Raw genomic sequence first — 15495 nt, forward strand, 5'->3', positions numbered from 1 at the left:
ATGGTGTTCCCGACGCCCGAAGAAACGATGGACTTCGGGCAGGTGCTCGGTGAGTCCCTGCGCGCCGGTGACCTGGTGCTCCTGGCCGGCCCGCTCGGCGCGGGCAAGACGACGCTCACGCGCGGCATCGCGGCCGGCCTCGGCGTCGGCGGCCGGGTGAGCAGCCCGACGTTCGTGCTGGCCCGCGTCCACCCGGCGGGGGCCGCGGGAGTCCCGCTGGTGCACGTCGACGCGTACCGCCTGGGCGGCGACCTGTCCCAGCTCGACGACCTCGACCTCGACACGGACCTGGAGCGCTCGGCGATCGTCGTCGAGTGGGGCGAGGGGTCGGCGGAACGCTTGTCGGAGGACTACCTGGTGGTGCGCCTTGACCGCCGCGAGGACGACGTCCGCGAGGTGACCCTGGAACCGCACGGCACCTGGGCCGACCGGACTCCGGAGCTCGCCAAGCTGTCGTGAGTGGTAATTGGGGTTCTAACCCGAATTGCCACTCACGACCGCGGTAGCAGCTCTCAGCCGCCGTTGTACTGCTGGTAGGCCGGTGCCCGGAAGGTCCTGGTGCCGGCGCCCGCGATCTTGTCGACCGCGCGCAGGAACTTCGGCCCCATCTTGGCGGTGGCCTGCCGGACCGGGTGCGTGGCCCCGAAGTCCTCCGGGTTCGCCTGGCCGTGCGCGAACATCGAGTAGATCACCACCGGCTTGCCCGCGGCGTCGAACATGATGCCCGCCTCGTTGCGGCCGTCGTTCAGCCAGCCCGCCTTAGTGGCGATCCTCGCCCGGTCGACGGACGACATCTCACGGCGGACACCGTCGGTGAACGCCACCTGCGACCGCAGGATGGACAGCAGGTACTCCGTCGACGCCGGGCTCAGCAAAGTGCCCGCGACCAGCGCCTTCAGCAAGTCGTGCGTCTCGCGCGGAGTGGTTTGGCCGAGGAAGTAGCGGTTCGGGTTGGCCACCGGCGTGACCTGGGTCTTGGGGAAGCCCTTGGCCACCAGGATCTGGTTGATCTCGGCCGCCGGGACCACGAGCCCCACCAGCCGGACGCACGTGTCGTCCGAAACGGTGAGGAACAGCGACAGGACGTGGCCCAGCGTGAACGCGCTCGGGTACGCCTTGTCCAGGATGATGATGCCGTCACCGCCCGGCACGACGATGTCCGCCGGCACCTGGACCTGCTGGTCCAGCGTGAGCAGACCACGGTCGATCTTGTCCATCAAGGTGACCGCGACGGCCACCTTGTTGACGCTGTACGCCTCGACGATCTCGTCGGACGCCACGTCGACGGCCACCTGGTCGGCCACGCTGATGTAGGAGTTCCAGATGCCGCCCGCCTCAGCGGCCTCGGTGTCGTAGACGCGCTTCACTTTCTGCCTGGCCCGGTCCGGTGTGGCCGGGCTGGCCTCGATGTCTGCCTCCTGCGCGTACGCGGGAGAGCCGGCCAGAATGCTTCCAGCGGCGACGGCGGTTCCCAAACCGAACGCCGCCCGCCTGTTGAGTCGGTACCCCATCGCAAGATCCAACCACGAATCACCCCGCCGGCGGCACGACCGCCCGGGCCACTCCCAGGTCCACCAGGTCCTGGGGGCGCAGGTGCAGCTGGTTCGCGATGTCGGGCACCTCCGAAGCCGGCCGCTTCAAGATCGCTGCCGCGGCTTCCGGGGATGTCACCGAGAAGTACGCGTCCGGCGCCACCCACGTCGACCCCTGGGCCGCGAACGCCAGCGCTCCGCCGGAGCCGCCTTCGCCGATCACCAGCGTTGTCACCGGGACCGACGCCGTCGCGACCGCCTCGAACATCGCCGCGATCGCGCCGCCCGCTCCCGCCTGTTCCGCGGCCGCGTCGTTGGCCGCGCCCGGGGTGTCGACCAGCGTCAGCACCGGGATCGCCAGCCGGGACGCCAGGTCCACCAGACGGGCCGCCGTCCGGAAGCCCGCTGGTGACGTCGGGGTGCCGCACTGGGCGGCGTAGGCGATCGTCCGGCCGTCGCGCCAGCCGAAGCCGCACGCGACACCCGGGTCGACGCCGCCGCAGCGGTCGCCGCTGATGTCTTCGCGCCAGTCGAAGTACGCGTCGAGGTACTCCACCGCCCGGGCCCGTCGCGGCGAACGGGCCGCCTCGACCGCTTCCCAGCCCGTCGAAGGCAGTGAAGCCGCTCGTAGCGCCGAAGGCGGCGGAGCGGCCGCCGAGGAGCGCGCGGTCAACAGCCGCAGCCACCGTTCCAGGACCGCGCCGAGCTCGTCCGGGGAGACGAGCGCGTCGACCTGACCCCATTCGTACTTCGTTTCGGCCGTGTACGCCTCCGGCGAGCCCGGTGGACGCACCCGCGAGCCCGCGAAGCCGACCTGGGCCTCGGGCAGCGCGAGGATGACGTCGGCGCCCGCGCCGAGCGTCGCCCAGCCGCCGCCGGTGGTCGGGTCGCGCAGCACCGAGACCTGCGGGATCCCCGACGACCGCGTCAGCGCCGCCGCGCGCGCGACCCGCTGGAGCTGCATCAACGCGCGCATCCCCTGCTGCATGCGGCTGCCGCCGGTCGAAATCAGCGAAACCACCGGCAGCCGTGCGTCGCGGGCGTGCGCGAACGCCGCCTCGATCCGGTCGCCGGTGCGCTGGCCGAGCGAGCCGCCCAGGAAGCCGAACTCGAACGCGATCAGCACGGCCTCGACGTTGCCGATCTTCGCCGTCCCGCAGACGACCGACTCCCGCTCGCCGGTGCGCTCTTCGGCCGCGGCGCGGGCGTAGCGGTAGCCGGGCCACGCGATCGGACCGTCGGCCGGCTCGTCGCGCAACGGCGTCGTGAACTCCTCGAAGCCGCTCGAAATCGCCTCGACGACTTCGCGCGCCGGACGCCTAGGCACCGAGCGCCCGCTTCATGACCTTGCCCATGTCGTTGCGCGGCAACGCGTCCAGGTACCGGACGACCCGCGGCCGTTTGTGCGGCGAGAGCAGCCGGGCGACGTGGTCGGCGAGCTCCTCGGCCGTCGGCGGCTCGCCCGACGGCACGATCCACGCGACGATCCGCTCGCCGAGGTCGTCGTCCGGCTCACCCGTAACGGCCGCTTCCGCGACACCGGGGTGTTCGAGCAGCGCGTTCTCGATCTCCCCGGCACCGATCTTGTACCCGCCGCTCTTGATCAGGTCCGTCGCCTTGCGCCCGACGATCTGCACGTACCCGTCGGAGTCGCGGGTCGCCATGTCGCCGGTGCGGAACCAACCGCCGTCGAACGCGGCTTCGGTCGCGTCCGGGCGGTTGAGGTACTCGGTGAACAGGTTAGGCCCGCGCACCTGGATCTCGCCGACGTTGTCGGTGTCGTCGATCGTCTCCCCGGTGTCGCCGACCAGCCGGAGCTCGACGCCGCGCAGCGGGACGCCGACGGTGCCGGGCTTGCGCTCGCCGTCCGCGCGGACGCTCGTGTTCATCAGCGTCTCGGTCATGCCGTAGCGCTCGACGACCTGCTGGCCGGTCGCCGCGGTGATCCGCTGGTGGTCGTGCACCGGCAGGGCCGCGGACCCGGAGACGAGCAGCCTCGCCTTGCGCAGCGCCTCCGCCAGGGCGGGGTCCGCGCCGACCTCACCGGCGATCCGGTGGTACATCGTCGGGACGCCGAACAGCATCGTCGCGCCCGCGGACAGCTCACGGGCGACGCCGTCGGTGGAGAACCGGCCGAGGTGGCGCACCGAGCCGCCGCGACGCAGCGGGCCGAGGATGCCGAGGATCAGGCCGTGCACGTGGAACAGTGGCAGGGCGTGCACGAGGACGTCGCCGGAGGTCCAGCCCCAGGCGTCCTCGAGGGCGTCGAGCGTGGTGGCGATCGAGCGGCGGGGGAGAACAACACCCTTCGGCGGGCCGGTGGTGCCCGAGGTGTAGACGATCAGCGCGGGCGCCTCGGCGTCCGGCTCTTCGGCGAGACCGGCGGCGGACCCGGTCAGCGGGATGTCCCGGCGCGGCAGCCCGGCCAGGCCTTCGGGCAGCTCGGCACCCGGCTCGGCCAGCACCAGCTCCGGCTCGCTGTCGGCGACGATGTGCGCCAGCTCGCGTTCACCGATCTTCGGGTTGACGGGCACCGCGGGAACACCGGCGAGCAGAGCCGCGACCACGGCGACGCTCGTGTGGAGGGTCGGCGTCGCCCAGACCGCGACCCGGCCACGGGGAAGCCCGGCGGCGAGACTCCCGGCGACCGCGGCGAGTTCCGCGTAGGTCAAGGCCTGTTCGCCGAAGCGGAGGGCCTCTTTGCCCGAACCTGACGTGAGGGTGGGGAACAACGGGTCGGGCACCGCGGGGACCTCCCAGTGTCGGACTCGTCTGGCACGTTACCAAGTCGGCCGAAAAGTAGGCGGATACGTTCCGCAACCGATGAGCGCGAGGCGCCGATATCCGCCGTGACTGCGGTTGACTTGGTAACAAACGGCGCAGCACCGTGCGGATCAGTCCCCTGCAGCAAGCCGTGGAAGACGCAGGTCGTACGCTTGCTCACCGTGTTGGTACTGGCGATCGATACCTCGACCCCGGCCGTGACCGCGGGCGTCGTCACGGTGGACGACAGCGGGGTCGAGACGCGCGGTGACCGCGTCACGGTCGACCCCCGAGCCCACGGCGAGCTGATCACCCCGCACGCGCTGGCCGCCGCCGAAGCCGCGGGAGTGTCCCTCAAGGACCTCGATGCGATCGTCGTCGGGGTCGGGCCCGGCCCGTTCACCGGCCTGCGGGCCGGGATGGCGACCGCCGCCGCGTTCGGGCACGCCCTCGGCATCCCGGTGTACCCCGTGTGCAGCCTCGACGCGCTGGCCGCCGACGTCGCCGCGGGAGAGGGCGCTTTCCTCGTCCTCACCGACGCGCGCCGCCGCGAGGTCTACTGGGCCGCCTACGACGCCGCGGGGGAGCGGACCGACGGCCCGCACGTGCAGCGCCCGGCCGACCTCGAGACCGACGTCAAGGTCGCGGCCGGCGACGGCGCGGTGCTGTACGCCGCCGCGCTCGACGTCCGGCCGGTCGAGCCGCGCTTCCCGTCGCCCGCCGGGCTGGTGAAGGCCGCTCGGAGCGCGTTGCTGGCGAAGGAAACCCCCGCGCCGCTGACTCCGCTCTACCTGCGCCGTCCCGACGCCGCCGAGCCGACGGCGCCGAAGCGGGTGACCACGCCGTGAGACTCGAGCCGCTGCGCCGACGGGACATCGCCCGGTGCGTCGAGATCGAGAAGATCCTCTTCCCCGGCGACGACCCGTGGAGCTCCCGCGCCTTCCACTCCGAGCTGGACCTGGGCAACTTCTACCTCGCCGCGCGCCCGGACGAGGGGGACGAGCTGCTCGGGTACGCCGGGCTGGCCGTCGTCGGGCGCCGCCGCGGTGAGTACGAGGCGACCGTGCACACCATCGGCGTCGCGCCGGAGCACCAGCGCCAGGGCATCGGCAAGGCGCTGCTGCGGGCGCTGCTGGAGCGCGCCGACGAGTTCGAGGCGCCGGTGTTCCTCGAGGTCCGCACGGACAACAACTCGGCCCTCGCGCTGTACGAGAGCCACGGCTTCGAACGGCTCGGCATCCGGAAACGCTACTACCAGCCTTCCGGCGCCGACGCGTACACGATGGTCCGCCCGGCGCGGACGCGAGACGAGGTGGCGGGCTGATGTCACGCATCATCATGGGCATCGAGAGCTCGTGCGACGAGACCGGCGTCGGCCTGGTCCGCCTGCACGACGACGGCGCGGTGGAGCTGCTCGCCGACGAGGTCGCCTCCAGCGTCGAGCAGCACGCGCGCTTCGGCGGCGTGGTTCCCGAGGTCGCCAGCCGCGCGCACCTCGAAGCGATGGTCCCGACGACTGAACGCGCCTTCGAGAAAGCCGGGCTCGCACTGTCCGATGTGGACGCCATTGCGGTGACGGCCGGGCCGGGCCTGGCGGGCGCGCTGCTCGTCGGCGTCTCCGCGGCGAAGGCGTACGCGACGGCGCTGGACGTGCCCCTCTACGGCGTCAACCACCTGGCCGGGCACATCGCGGTGGACACGCTGCAGCACGGGCCGTTGCCCACGCCGTGCCTGGCGCTGCTGGTTTCCGGCGGGCACACGCAGCTGCTGCGCGTCGACGACATCGCGTCGTCGATCACTGAGCTGGGGTCCACTGTGGACGACGCGGCGGGTGAGGCGTACGACAAGGTCGCGCGCGTGCTCGGCCTGCCTTACCCGGGCGGGCCGCCGATCGACAAGGCGGCGAAGAACGGCGACCCGGCGGCGATCGCGTTCCCGCGTGGCATGACCGGCCCGCGCGACGCGAAGAACGACTTCTCGTTCTCCGGCTTGAAGACGTCGGTGGCGCGCTGGGTCGAAGGCGCCGTGCGGCGTGGCGAGGAGATCCCGGTGGACGACGTCGCTGCGTCGTTCCAGGAAGCCGTCGCGGATGTGCTGACGATGAAGGCGATCCGCGCGGCGAAGGAGCAGGGAATCGGCACGATCGTCATTTCCGGCGGGGTGGCGGCGAACTCGCGGTTGTCTTCGCTGGCGGCCGAGCGTTGTGCGGCGGCCGGGATCGAGCTGCGCGTGCCGCGGCCGCGGCTGTGCACGGACAACGGGGCGATGATCGCGGCCCTTGGTGCGCATGTGGTGGCGGCTAAGCGTCCGACGGCTGCTCTGGACTTCAGTGCGAATCCGGCGTTGCCGGTTTCGGTGGTCTCGCTTTAGGCTCGTCCGCCACCCCGCTCGCCCATTGTGACTACGGCCGGCGGCGCCGCGTCAAGGCGGGAAAGATGCCTTGACCCGGCGTCGCCGGCCGTGTTCTGGCTTCGGATCGGGGTTGCGGGGGGTCTGGGTCCCGTTTCTGCCGGGGCGCGTTTCAGGAAGCCGCGGCGTGTTTGTGGGCCGGGGTGCCGACACCCAGCAGTTCCTCGATCGCCGCGACTGCCAACGCCGCCGCATCTCCCTCGCCGTACGGGTTTCCGACCTGCGCCGGGCGTAGCTCGCCGGTCAGCAGGCGGGCCGCCGTGTCTGCGATGCGGGCCGTGTCCGTGCCGACCAGCCACGCGCACCCCGCCTCCACGACCTCCACGCGCTCGGTGACGTCGCGCAGGACCAGGACCGGGGTGCCGAACGTCGGCGCCTCCTCCTGGATGCCGCCCGAGTCCGTCAGCACCAGCGATGCCAGGCGCAGCGCGCGCACCAGGTCCGGGTACTCCAGCGGGTCCGTCACCGTCACTCGCGGGACGCCGTCCAGTGCGGCCTCCACCTGGCCGCGGACCTGCGGGTTCGGGTGCGCCGGGAACAGCACCTGCACGTCCGGGTGCTCGGCGACGATCAGCTGCACCGCGGCCAGCGTCCGCTCCAGCGGCTCGCCCCACGACTCGCGCCGGTGCGACGTGACGAGCACCAGCCGTTCGCCCGCCTCCGCGATCTCCATCTCCAGTAGCGCCAGTGCCGTGTCACGCGCCGGGAGGTCGCGTGCCGCGATCTCCAGCACCGCGTCGACGACCGTGTTGCCCGTGACCGCGATTCGTTGCCGCGCAACGCCTTCCGAGCGCAACGCGGCCGCCGCGCCCAGGGTCGGGGCCAGGTGCAGCGCGGCCAGCCGCGACACCATCTGCCGCGCGCCCTCCTCCGGGAACGGCGCCGTGAGGTCGTGCGTGCGCAGCCCGGCTTCCAGGTGCACCACCGGGATGCCCAGCCAGAACGCGGCGAGCGCGCCGGCGAGCGCCGTCGTCGTGTCGCCCTGGACGACGAGCGCGGCCGGCGCGTGCCGGCGCAGGACGTCGTCGAGCGCGGGCAGCAGCCCCGCGACGAGCTCCGCCTGACCGCCGGTGACGCGCGGCGGCACGTCCAGCCAGGCGTCCACGACCAGGCCGAACGGCGCCAGCGCCTGCTCGACCATGCCCGTGTGCTGGCCGCTGTGGACCAGGACCGGCCGCAGCGCCGGGTGCTCCTCCAGCGCCAGGGCCAAGGGCGCGAGCTTGAGGGCTTCCGGGCGCGTCCCGGCCAGCAACATCACATCCACCTCGCGGTGCCCCTTCTCCACATAGTCCAGTCTCCCGGAAATTCCTGACCGCGGCGGCCGCCGGCGTGCGAGGGGCACACGCCGGCGGCCCCAGCTCACTCCCGCGCCCGGGAGAGGCGGCGGTTGCGGCGGTGGACGGCGATCAGCGCGACGGTCCCGAGCAGGACCAGCAGCAGCCCGACGGCCAGCCACCACCCGACGTCGGCGCCGGTGGCGGCGAGGGTGCCCACCCCGCCACCGGCCACGCCGACGCCCGCGCCCGGCATCTTGTACATCCGGACCTCGCTCAGGCCTGGGCCGCGCGGCGGCGGTAGATGCGCGTCCCGACCGGCACGGCGATCGCGCCGAGCAGGCCGAGCCCGATCCACAGGCCGGGGCCGGAGGCCAGCGGCATCGGCGGCGCGGCCGGGCCGCAGGTCGCCGACGACACGATCACGTCCCCGGAGCCGAGCGAGCCGACGACCCCGCCGAGCAGCTTCACGTGGAGGGCGTTGACCGTGAGGCTGCCGTCCTTGTTCGGGATCTGCTCGTTGAGGATGACCGTCGCGATGTTGATGCCCGCGAGCGCGACCTTGACCTGCGTGTTCGGCGCCGGGTTGGCGTCGACCGCGCCGATGCTGCCCAGCTTCGCGTCGGCCAGCGTGCTGCTGCCCTTGACGCCTTCCTGGGTGGCGGTGCAGACGGCTTCGACGGTCTTGACCCCGACGGTGCCGAGCACCTTGAGCAGCGGCAGGCCGACGTCGGCCGTGGTGGCCTTCGCCGTCACGGCGCCGGAGTTCTCGTCGCGCGTGGCCTCGGTCTTGATCACGCCGGCGGTGAGGATGCCGGGCGCGGTCGCGCTCGCCAACGTGCTGGTCGTCGGCCCGGCGGTGCTGGCGGCCGCGAGCGGCCCCACGTGCACCGCGGGCTGGCCGAGCAGCGTCACGTCGACCTTGACGCCGTACGCGGATCCGTCGCCGGGCGCCGCCGAAGCGGGGGTCGCGCCGGCGAGCACAACGCTCGCCGCGACCGCGGCGAGCAGGCCGCCGCGGCGCACGAGGGAGCTCTTCATCAACTGATCCTCCGAATTCGCTGGGTTTCCCTGGAGATTCGCGTGACGGCGGCGCGGATCAACCGGTTTGCCTCGACTCGGCACGCGAATCGACTATCGCGAACGGTGGCTCGAATAGCACACAAAATTTCCCGAATCACCGGATCGGGTATTCCCCGGCGAAGTTTCCCCAGGTCGTCGGCGAATCACCCGGACGGCCTAGCAAGTCGGCAGTCATTTCTGCCGAAAGGGCGGCTAAACCACACCTCCGGGTGGAACAACAGGCGGGTTGTGTCTTACGCTCGCCCGGGGTCCGCAGCTTGATCCGAGAATCGACACCGAGAGGAACGTCGTGGCCGTAGCGAGCGCTCCGAACCCAGGTACAACGCGGTTTCCGCTGGTCGTCGCGCTGAGTGCGCTGGCCGCCGCGGGGGCGGCGGTGGTGCTGGCCGAGCGGTTCTACCGGGAACTGGAAGTGCGGCTCGCCGGTGCGATCCTCGACGTCATCACTACATCGGGTGTTTATGTGGCCCCGGATCGGGAGTCCGTTTACTTTGGGTTGGGCAGCGCTACTCCGTTCGGGTTGAGAATGACCCCGGAATGTTCTTCCGCGTTCCTTTTGCTGCCACTGCTCGTTGTGACGATGGCGATGCTGTACTTCCGGCCGGCCAATGCGAAACGTCTCTTCTTTTCCCTCGGCATTTCCGCGCTCGTCGTCGTGCTGGTGAACCAGCTGCGCATTCTCACCATCGTCGGGCTGGTGCACGGGTACGGCACCGACGAGGGGTACTACTGGGGCCACACGCTGCTCGGCTCGATGGTCAGCGTGTTCGGCGGCGCGGTCTCGCTCGTCCTGTTCGTCTGGCTGGCTACGCGGAAGAAGAAGGCATGAGCGTCCAGGTCCTGCTGGCCGTCACCCAGGCGTTCGCGCTCACGATGAGCGTGGCGTTCCTCGTCTACGTCGTGGTGATCGTGGTCCCGTACCTGCGCCGCAAGCCCGGCCCGGTCGGCGACCCGGCGGACTTCACGTGGCACTTCTTCGTGCCCTGCCGCGACGAGCAGACCGTCATCCGCGAGACCGTGCGCTACCTGCGCACGACGTTCCGCAAGGCGCACGTCTGGGTCGTCGACGACGACTCCGACGACCGCACCGCCCGCGTCGTCCGGATGCTGTGGCGGCGCCACGGCGGCTACGACCCGTACCTGCACCTCGTGCCGCGCGTCCGTCCCGAAGCCCGCACCGGCAAGGGTGACGCCCTCAACGCCGCCTACCGGGCGTTGAACGACTGGATGGGCCCGGACGCGACCCGCGACGACGTCGTCGTGGTGGTCGTGGACGCCGACGGCCGCCCGGCCCCGAACTGCCTGGAGGTCTGCGCGGCGGACCACCTCTTCGGCGACGCGGAGATCGGCGCGGTCCAGCTCGACGTCCGCATGAGCAACGTCGGGACACCGCCGCCGTCACGCAACCCGGTCGGGCGGTGGTTCGGCCTCAAGCTCGCCCAGCTGCAGGACCTGGAGTTCCGGACGGCGATCGCGGCGATCCAGACGTCCCGCGGCTTCACCGGCACGATCTCCATGGGCGGCAACGGCCAGTTCACCCGCCTCACCGCGCTCGACTCCATCGCCGGCCCGGGCGAAGAGCCGTGGCGCGGTTCGCTGCTCGAGGACTTCGAGCTGGGCGTGCACCTGCTCACCGAGGGCTGGCGGACCGGGTTCACGCCGGATTCCCACGTGGCGCAGGAAGGTCTGTACAGCCTGCGGCGGTTCCTGGTGCAGCGCACGAGGTGGGGCCAGGGCACCATGCAGTGCGCGCGGTACCTGCGGCGGATCTGGGACTCGCCGCACGTCAGCACGCTCGGCGCGGCGGAGATGATGTACTACCTCGCCCAGCCGTGGCTGCAGCTGCTCGGCTCGCTGCTGTACCCGATCCCGTTCGTCCTGCTGGTGGTGAGCACCGCGGGCGACCCCGCGCAGATGTGGACGTGGTTCACCGGCGGTGCGTGGATCCTCTTCGCCATCTACGGCTCGTTCGGGCTGCTGCCGTTCCTCGTCTGGGGCCCGGTCTACCAGCTGAAGTGCTTGCGCAGCAAGAACATCCTGCGCGGGATCGGGCTGGGCTTCGCCTACGCGGCGTACATCTACACGTTCTACGTGACGTCGTGGCGGGCCTTGTTCCGGCTGGTCCGCGGCCGCAACGGCTGGGCGAAGACGCGCCGCAACACCGAACAGGCCGCGGGGGCGAAGGTCGCGCTCGACGCGTGAGCGCGACCTCCGCCCGCGGTCAGAACGCCGGGACGATCCGGACGTCGTCCGCCTTGACGAACGCGATCCGGTGCCCGAACTGGATCTGGACGTACCGGAGCTTGCCCTTCACGACCACGTGGTCGGCCGCGTCGAACGTGGTCGCCGAGTAGTACTCCGAGCCGACCGTGCCGGCCGAGGAGTACTTCTGCCCGGCTGCCAGCGTGTACGGCAGCGGCGTGATGGCCTGCGGCGTGAGGTTCGCCGGGTAGGCCTCGGGCTCGGGGTAGGCGCGGCCGTAGACGGGCACCGTCGCGAGGCCCGGCTTCGGCGTGACGACCCAGCCGATCGCGGGCTTGGCGACGCGGGCGTTCCGGGGGTTGTGGAACCAGCCCTTCTGGCCGAGGTACCAGATCGCCGTCCAGTCACCACGGACCTCGGCCACAGCGTACTGCTGCCCGGTCGCGGCCCGGCTGCCGACGTCGGCGACGTCCATGGTCGACGCCGTGCCCTTCGGGTGCAGGCCGACGTCGACGAGCAGCGGCGACGTCTCACTGGGCTCCGAGTGCAGCACGACGGCCTCGGAACCCCGGGCGGCGCAGGGCGTTCCGGCGGTGTCGCAGCCGGTGAAGATCGGCTGGTTCTTCGCGAAGTCCGGCTTGATGGTGACCAGCGACGAGCCGGGCAGCCCGAACCCGCCGAGCGGCGCGCCCAGCAGGTCGAAGTAGTGCGACCAGTCCCAGTAGGGGCCCGGGTCCCAGTGCATGCCCGCGATCGTCGACGGGATCGTGCCCGGCACGTTGTCGTGGCCGATGATGTGCGCCCGGTCCAGCGGGATGTCGTACTTGCGCGCGAGGTAACCGACGAGCTTCGCGCTCGAGCGGTACATCGCCTCGGTGTACCAGGTGCCCTTCGCGGCGAAGCCCTCGTGCTCGACGCCGATGGACTTCGCGTTGACGTACCAGTTCCCGGCGTGCCAGGCGACGTCCTTGGTCGGCACGTGCTGCGCGATCAGGCCGTCGTTCGAGCGGACGGTGTAGTGCCAGCTCACGTACGTCGGGTCCTGGGCGAGCTTGAGGACGCTGTCCCAGTAGCCCTCGGTGTCGTGGATGACGATGTGGTCGATCTTCTGGCTGACCGGGCGGTTGGCGAGGTCGTGGTTGCCGTAGTCGTCGTTCGGCAGCTCCTGGTAGGGGGCCGGGACGGACTCGCAGGTGACGGTCCGGGGGCACTCGACGTCCGCCGGGTTCCCGGGGTGCTGCCTCGTGGCGGCGTCCGGCGTCGCGGCGAGGGTGACCTGCTGGCCGTCGTCGGTGGTGCGGCTCATGCCGGTCTTGATGGTGTCGAAGACCTCGTCGGCGAACGTCTGGGCGGCGTCGCCGGTGGAGCCGCTGTACTGCGCGACCGCGTCGTACCAGTCGGGCTTCGCGGCGTGGTACTTCGCGAGGAGGGCGGCTCCGCCGCGGATGTTCTCCGTGGGGTCGGTCCGTAGCGTCTCGGCCTTTTGCCCGGTGAGCTGAGCGGCTTCGTCGATGGTCTGCAGGCCTTGGGGCGGGGCGGCGGGCCCGGCCTGTGGGTGCAGTGCCGGGCGCGCGTCGTCGCCTCGCGGGTCCTCGGCGCCCTCGTCGTGGTGGCTGGTCGCCACTCCCGCTTCGCGCACGTCCGTGAGGTGCATCGGGCCGTAGCCGGCGGCGGCGCTGGGTGTGCCCGCGTTCGTGTCCCAGCGGGACTCCAGGTAGGAGACGCCGAGGAGGACGTTCTCGGGGACGCCGAACTCCTTCGCGGCCGCCGTGAAGTCGTGTTGGCGTCGGCTGGTGGTGTCGGCGTGCGCGGGTGTTGCCGCGAGGCCGGTGAGGAGGGTGGCCGCGGCGATGAGCGCTGCGGATCTCGGGAGGGACATGGGCATAAACCCCCAGGGTTCAGGTGCCAGGTGGTGAGAACCTAACCAGAAACTCACGCTGGGGGTAAAGGGGCCGCTGACCTGCCGATGCGTGAACGGCGCGGGTCGGGGCCAGTCGATCGGGCAGACCCTGGTTGCACGGCTGGCACTCCCGTGGCTAGAGTGCTAATCGCACGGCCCGACAGCCCCGGCACCCGCGACGGCGGGGGTGGTAGAGCCGTAACCACATCCTGCCAACGCTTTCGACGACCGTGGAGGTCAACCCGGTGAGCGTGAACATCAAGCCGCTCGAGGACAAGATCGTTGTCCAGACGAGCGAGGCCGAGGAGACGACCGCTTCCGGCCTCGTCATCCCCGACACCGCCAAGGAGAAGCCCCAGGAGGGCAAGGTTCTGGCCGTGGGCCCGGGCCGGATCGACGACAAGGGCAACCGCGTCCCGCTGGACGTGAACGTCGGCGACGTCGTCATCTACTCCAAGTACGGCGGCACCGAGGTCAAGTACAACGGTGAGGACTACCTCATCCTGTCCGCCCGCGACGTGCTGGCCGTCATCAACTGACGTCCGCTCGCAGCGCATGACGCCCCGGGCCCCGCACAACGCCGGGGAGCGGGGCGTTCTTGCGTTCTGGACCCACCGAAAGGTAAGCGGAAAACGCTATGCCCAAGCAGATCAGTTTCGACGAGGACGCTCGTCGCGCGCTCGAGCGCGGGGTGAACAAGCTCGCCGACGCGGTCAAGGTCACCCTCGGCCCGCGTGGTCGCCACGTCGTGCTCGACAAGAAGTTCGGCGGCCCGACCATCACCCTCGACGGCGTGACCGTCGCGCGTGAGATCGACCTCGACGACCCGTTCGAGAACCTCGGCGCGCAGCTCGCCAAGAGCGTCGCCACCAAGACCAACGACGTCGCCGGGGACGGCACCACGACCGCGACCGTGCTCGCGCAGTCGCTGGTGAAGGTCGGCCTGCGCAACGTCGCGGCCGGCGCCAACCCGACCTCGATCGGCCGCGGCATCGAGGCCGCCGCGGAGAAGGTCGTCGAGATCCTCAAGAGCAAGGCCACCCCGGTCAAGGGCCGCGAGAGCATCGCCCAGGTCGGCACCGTGACCTCCCGCGACGCCAACATCGGCGCCCTGCTCGGCGAAGCCGTCGAGAAGGTCGGCGAAGACGGCGTCATCACCATCGAGGAGTCGTCGACCCTGGCGACCGAGCTGGTGATCACCGAGGGTGTCCAGTTCGACAAGGGCTTCCTCTCGGCGCACTTCGCGACCAACCCGGAGGAGCAGAAGGCGATCCTCGAGGACGCCTACATCCTGCTCGTCCGCGAGAAGGTCTCGTCGCTGGCCGAGCTGCTGCCGGTGCTCGAGAAGGTCGTCGAGGCCAAGAAGCCGCTGCTCATCATCGCCGAGGACGTCGACGGCGAAGCGCTGTCCACCCTCGTGGTGAACTCGCTGCGCAAGACCATCACCGCCGTCGCGGTCAAGGCGCCGTTCTTCGGCGACCGCCGCAAGGCGTTCCTGGACGACCTCGCGGTCGTCACCGGTGGCGAGGTCATCTCCGCGGAGATCGGCCGCAAGCTGGCCGACGTCGACCTCGGCGCGCTGGGCAAGGCCCGCCGGATCGTCGTCACCAAGGACGACACCACGATCGTCGACGGTGACGGCACCAAGGACGCCATCGCCGGGCGGGTCGCGCAGATCCGCAAGGAGATCGAGACGACCGACTCCGACTGGGACCGCGAGAAGCTGCAGGAGCGGCTCGCGAAGCTCGGCGGCGGCGTCGCGGTCATCAAGGTCGGCGCGGCCACCGAGACCGAGCTGAACGAGCGCAAGCACCGCATCGAGGACGCCGTGGCTTCGACCAAGGCGGCCGTCGAGGAGGGCATCCTGCCCGGCGGCGGTTCGGCGCTGGTGCACGCGGTCAAGGAGCTCGAAGACGGCCTCGGCCTCGAGGGCGACGAAGCGACCGGTGTCCGCATCGTGCGCGACGCGCTGTCCGCCCCGCTGTTCTGGATCGCGACCAACGCGGGCCACGAGGGCGCGGTCATCGTCAACAAGGTCCGGGAGCAGAGCTGGGGCCACGGCTTCAACGCCGCGACCGGCGAGCTGACCGACCTGCTGGCCGCCGGCATCGTCGACCCGGTCAAGGTGACCCGGTCCGCGGTGGCGAACGCCGCCTCGATCGCGCGTCTCGTGCTGACGACGGAGTCGTCGGTCGTCGAGAAGCCGGCCGAGGAAGAGCCCGCCGCGGCGGGCCACGGCCACTCGCACTGATTTTCGACGGAAGCGGGGCGGTACTCCCTCGGGAGTGCCGCCCCGTTCCCGTGTCCGGACAGCACGAAGGGCGGCACCCCA

General features: G+C 71.2%; 15 protein-coding genes. 8 read left to right on the plus strand and 7 right to left on the minus strand.

Features of this window, described 5'->3' with window-relative positions; genetic code table 11:
- A complete protein-coding gene (tsaE, locus tag ACZ61C_RS20060; RefSeq protein ID WP_465309417.1) occupies positions 1–459 on the plus strand; it encodes a tRNA (adenosine(37)-N6)-threonylcarbamoyltransferase complex ATPase subunit type 1 TsaE in 459 nt (152 codons plus the stop codon).
- 53 nt (positions 460–512) lie between these two features.
- On the opposite strand, the gene ACZ61C_RS20065 is transcribed toward tsaE, so the two are convergent.
- Genes ACZ61C_RS20065 through ACZ61C_RS20075 form a run of 3 tightly spaced genes read right to left on the minus strand, consistent with a single transcriptional unit; the run spans position 513 to position 4276 of the window.
- Complete coding sequence (locus ACZ61C_RS20065; protein ID WP_465309419.1) at positions 513–1475, minus strand: serine hydrolase; 963 nt, start codon at positions 1473–1475, stop codon at positions 513–515.
- A gap of 55 nt (positions 1476–1530) precedes the next feature.
- Positions 1531–2859, minus strand: a complete 1329-nt coding sequence (locus ACZ61C_RS20070) for a carboxyl transferase domain-containing protein (protein WP_465308753.1) — start codon at positions 2857–2859, stop codon at positions 1531–1533.
- Positions 2852–4276: an acyl-CoA synthetase gene (locus tag ACZ61C_RS20075; RefSeq protein ID WP_465308755.1), complete on the minus strand. Its 1425-nt coding sequence runs from the start codon at positions 4274–4276 to the stop codon at positions 2852–2854. The genes ACZ61C_RS20070 and ACZ61C_RS20075 overlap by 8 nt, the downstream gene beginning before the upstream one ends.
- A gap of 201 nt (positions 4277–4477) precedes the next feature.
- Here ACZ61C_RS20075 and tsaB point away from each other — a divergent pair, with 201 nt between their 5' ends.
- From tsaB to tsaD, 3 genes are read left to right on the plus strand one after another with little or no spacing between them, the layout of a single operon-like run.
- Positions 4478–5143 carry a tRNA (adenosine(37)-N6)-threonylcarbamoyltransferase complex dimerization subunit type 1 TsaB gene (gene tsaB / locus ACZ61C_RS20080; RefSeq protein WP_465308757.1) on the plus strand — a complete coding sequence of 222 codons (666 nt, stop codon included), beginning with the start codon at positions 4478–4480 and terminating at the stop codon, positions 5141–5143.
- A complete protein-coding gene (gene rimI / locus ACZ61C_RS20085) occupies positions 5140–5619 on the plus strand; it encodes a ribosomal protein S18-alanine N-acetyltransferase (protein WP_465308759.1) in 480 nt (159 codons plus the stop codon). The genes tsaB and rimI overlap by 4 nt, the downstream gene beginning before the upstream one ends.
- Positions 5619–6665 carry a tRNA (adenosine(37)-N6)-threonylcarbamoyltransferase complex transferase subunit TsaD gene (gene tsaD / locus ACZ61C_RS20090; RefSeq protein WP_465308761.1) on the plus strand — a complete coding sequence of 349 codons (1047 nt, stop codon included), beginning with the start codon at positions 5619–5621 and terminating at the stop codon, positions 6663–6665. The genes rimI and tsaD overlap by 1 nt, the downstream gene beginning before the upstream one ends.
- 151 nt (positions 6666–6816) lie before the next feature.
- Here the strand turns inward: tsaD and wecB are convergent, their stop codons facing one another.
- From wecB to ACZ61C_RS20105, 3 genes are all read right to left on the minus strand, one after another.
- Positions 6817–7968 (minus strand): non-hydrolyzing UDP-N-acetylglucosamine 2-epimerase, encoded by a 1152-nt coding sequence (gene wecB, locus ACZ61C_RS20095; RefSeq protein ID WP_465309421.1) that lies wholly within the window; start codon positions 7966–7968, stop codon positions 6817–6819.
- Positions 7969–8063: 95 nt separating this feature from the next.
- On the minus strand, positions 8064–8243 hold the full coding sequence (locus tag ACZ61C_RS20100; protein ID WP_465308763.1) for an LPXTG cell wall anchor domain-containing protein: 180 nt from the start codon (positions 8241–8243) through the stop codon (positions 8064–8066).
- A gap of 11 nt (positions 8244–8254) precedes the next feature.
- Positions 8255–9019, minus strand: coding sequence for a choice-of-anchor P family protein (locus ACZ61C_RS20105; protein ID WP_465308765.1), 765 nt, complete (start codon positions 9017–9019; stop codon positions 8255–8257).
- Positions 9020–9350: 331 nt separating this feature from the next.
- On the opposite strand from ACZ61C_RS20105, the gene xrtP reads away from it, so the two are divergent.
- Both xrtP and ACZ61C_RS20115 read left to right on the plus strand, forming a co-directional pair.
- A complete protein-coding gene (gene xrtP / locus ACZ61C_RS20110; RefSeq protein ID WP_465308767.1) occupies positions 9351–9890 on the plus strand; it encodes an exosortase P in 540 nt (179 codons plus the stop codon).
- Complete coding sequence (locus ACZ61C_RS20115; protein WP_465308769.1) at positions 9887–11263, plus strand: glycosyltransferase; 1377 nt, start codon at positions 9887–9889, stop codon at positions 11261–11263. Before xrtP ends, ACZ61C_RS20115 begins: the two co-directional genes overlap by 4 nt.
- A 19-nt stretch (positions 11264–11282) precedes the next feature.
- Here the strand turns inward: ACZ61C_RS20115 and ACZ61C_RS20120 are convergent, their stop codons facing one another.
- Positions 11283–13148 (minus strand): N-acetylmuramoyl-L-alanine amidase, encoded by a 1866-nt coding sequence (locus tag ACZ61C_RS20120; protein WP_465308771.1) that lies wholly within the window; start codon positions 13146–13148, stop codon positions 11283–11285.
- A gap of 260 nt (positions 13149–13408) precedes the next feature.
- Here ACZ61C_RS20120 and groES point away from each other — a divergent pair, with 260 nt between their 5' ends.
- Complete coding sequence (gene groES / locus ACZ61C_RS20125) at positions 13409–13702, plus strand: co-chaperone GroES (RefSeq protein WP_004559922.1); 294 nt, start codon at positions 13409–13411, stop codon at positions 13700–13702.
- A 98-nt stretch (positions 13703–13800) separates the two neighbouring features.
- A complete protein-coding gene (gene groL / locus ACZ61C_RS20130; protein WP_465308773.1) occupies positions 13801–15414 on the plus strand; it encodes a chaperonin GroEL in 1614 nt (537 codons plus the stop codon).
- Positions 15415–15495: the final 81 nt, after the last annotated feature.

Source organism: Amycolatopsis sp. NPDC104587 (assembly GCF_055583645.1).

Excerpts from the sequence above, each read along its gene's own strand:
- tsaE (WP_465309417.1), top strand. The coding sequence starts at position 1 with ATGGTGTTCCCGACGCCCGAAGAAACGATGGACTTCGGGCAGGTGCTC.
- tsaD (WP_465308761.1), top strand. The coding sequence starts at position 5,619 with ATGTCACGCATCATCATGGGCATCGAGAGCTCGTGCGACGAGACCGGC.
- ACZ61C_RS20100 (WP_465308763.1), bottom strand. The coding sequence starts at position 8,243 with ATGTACAAGATGCCGGGCGCGGGCGTCGGCGTGGCCGGTGGCGGGGTG.
- ACZ61C_RS20105 (WP_465308765.1), bottom strand. The coding sequence starts at position 9,019 with ATGAAGAGCTCCCTCGTGCGCCGCGGCGGCCTGCTCGCCGCGGTCGCG.
- ACZ61C_RS20115 (WP_465308769.1), top strand. The coding sequence starts at position 9,887 with ATGAGCGTCCAGGTCCTGCTGGCCGTCACCCAGGCGTTCGCGCTCACG.
- ACZ61C_RS20120 (WP_465308771.1), bottom strand. The coding sequence starts at position 13,148 with ATGCCCATGTCCCTCCCGAGATCCGCAGCGCTCATCGCCGCGGCCACC.
- groL (WP_465308773.1), top strand. The coding sequence starts at position 13,801 with ATGCCCAAGCAGATCAGTTTCGACGAGGACGCTCGTCGCGCGCTCGAG.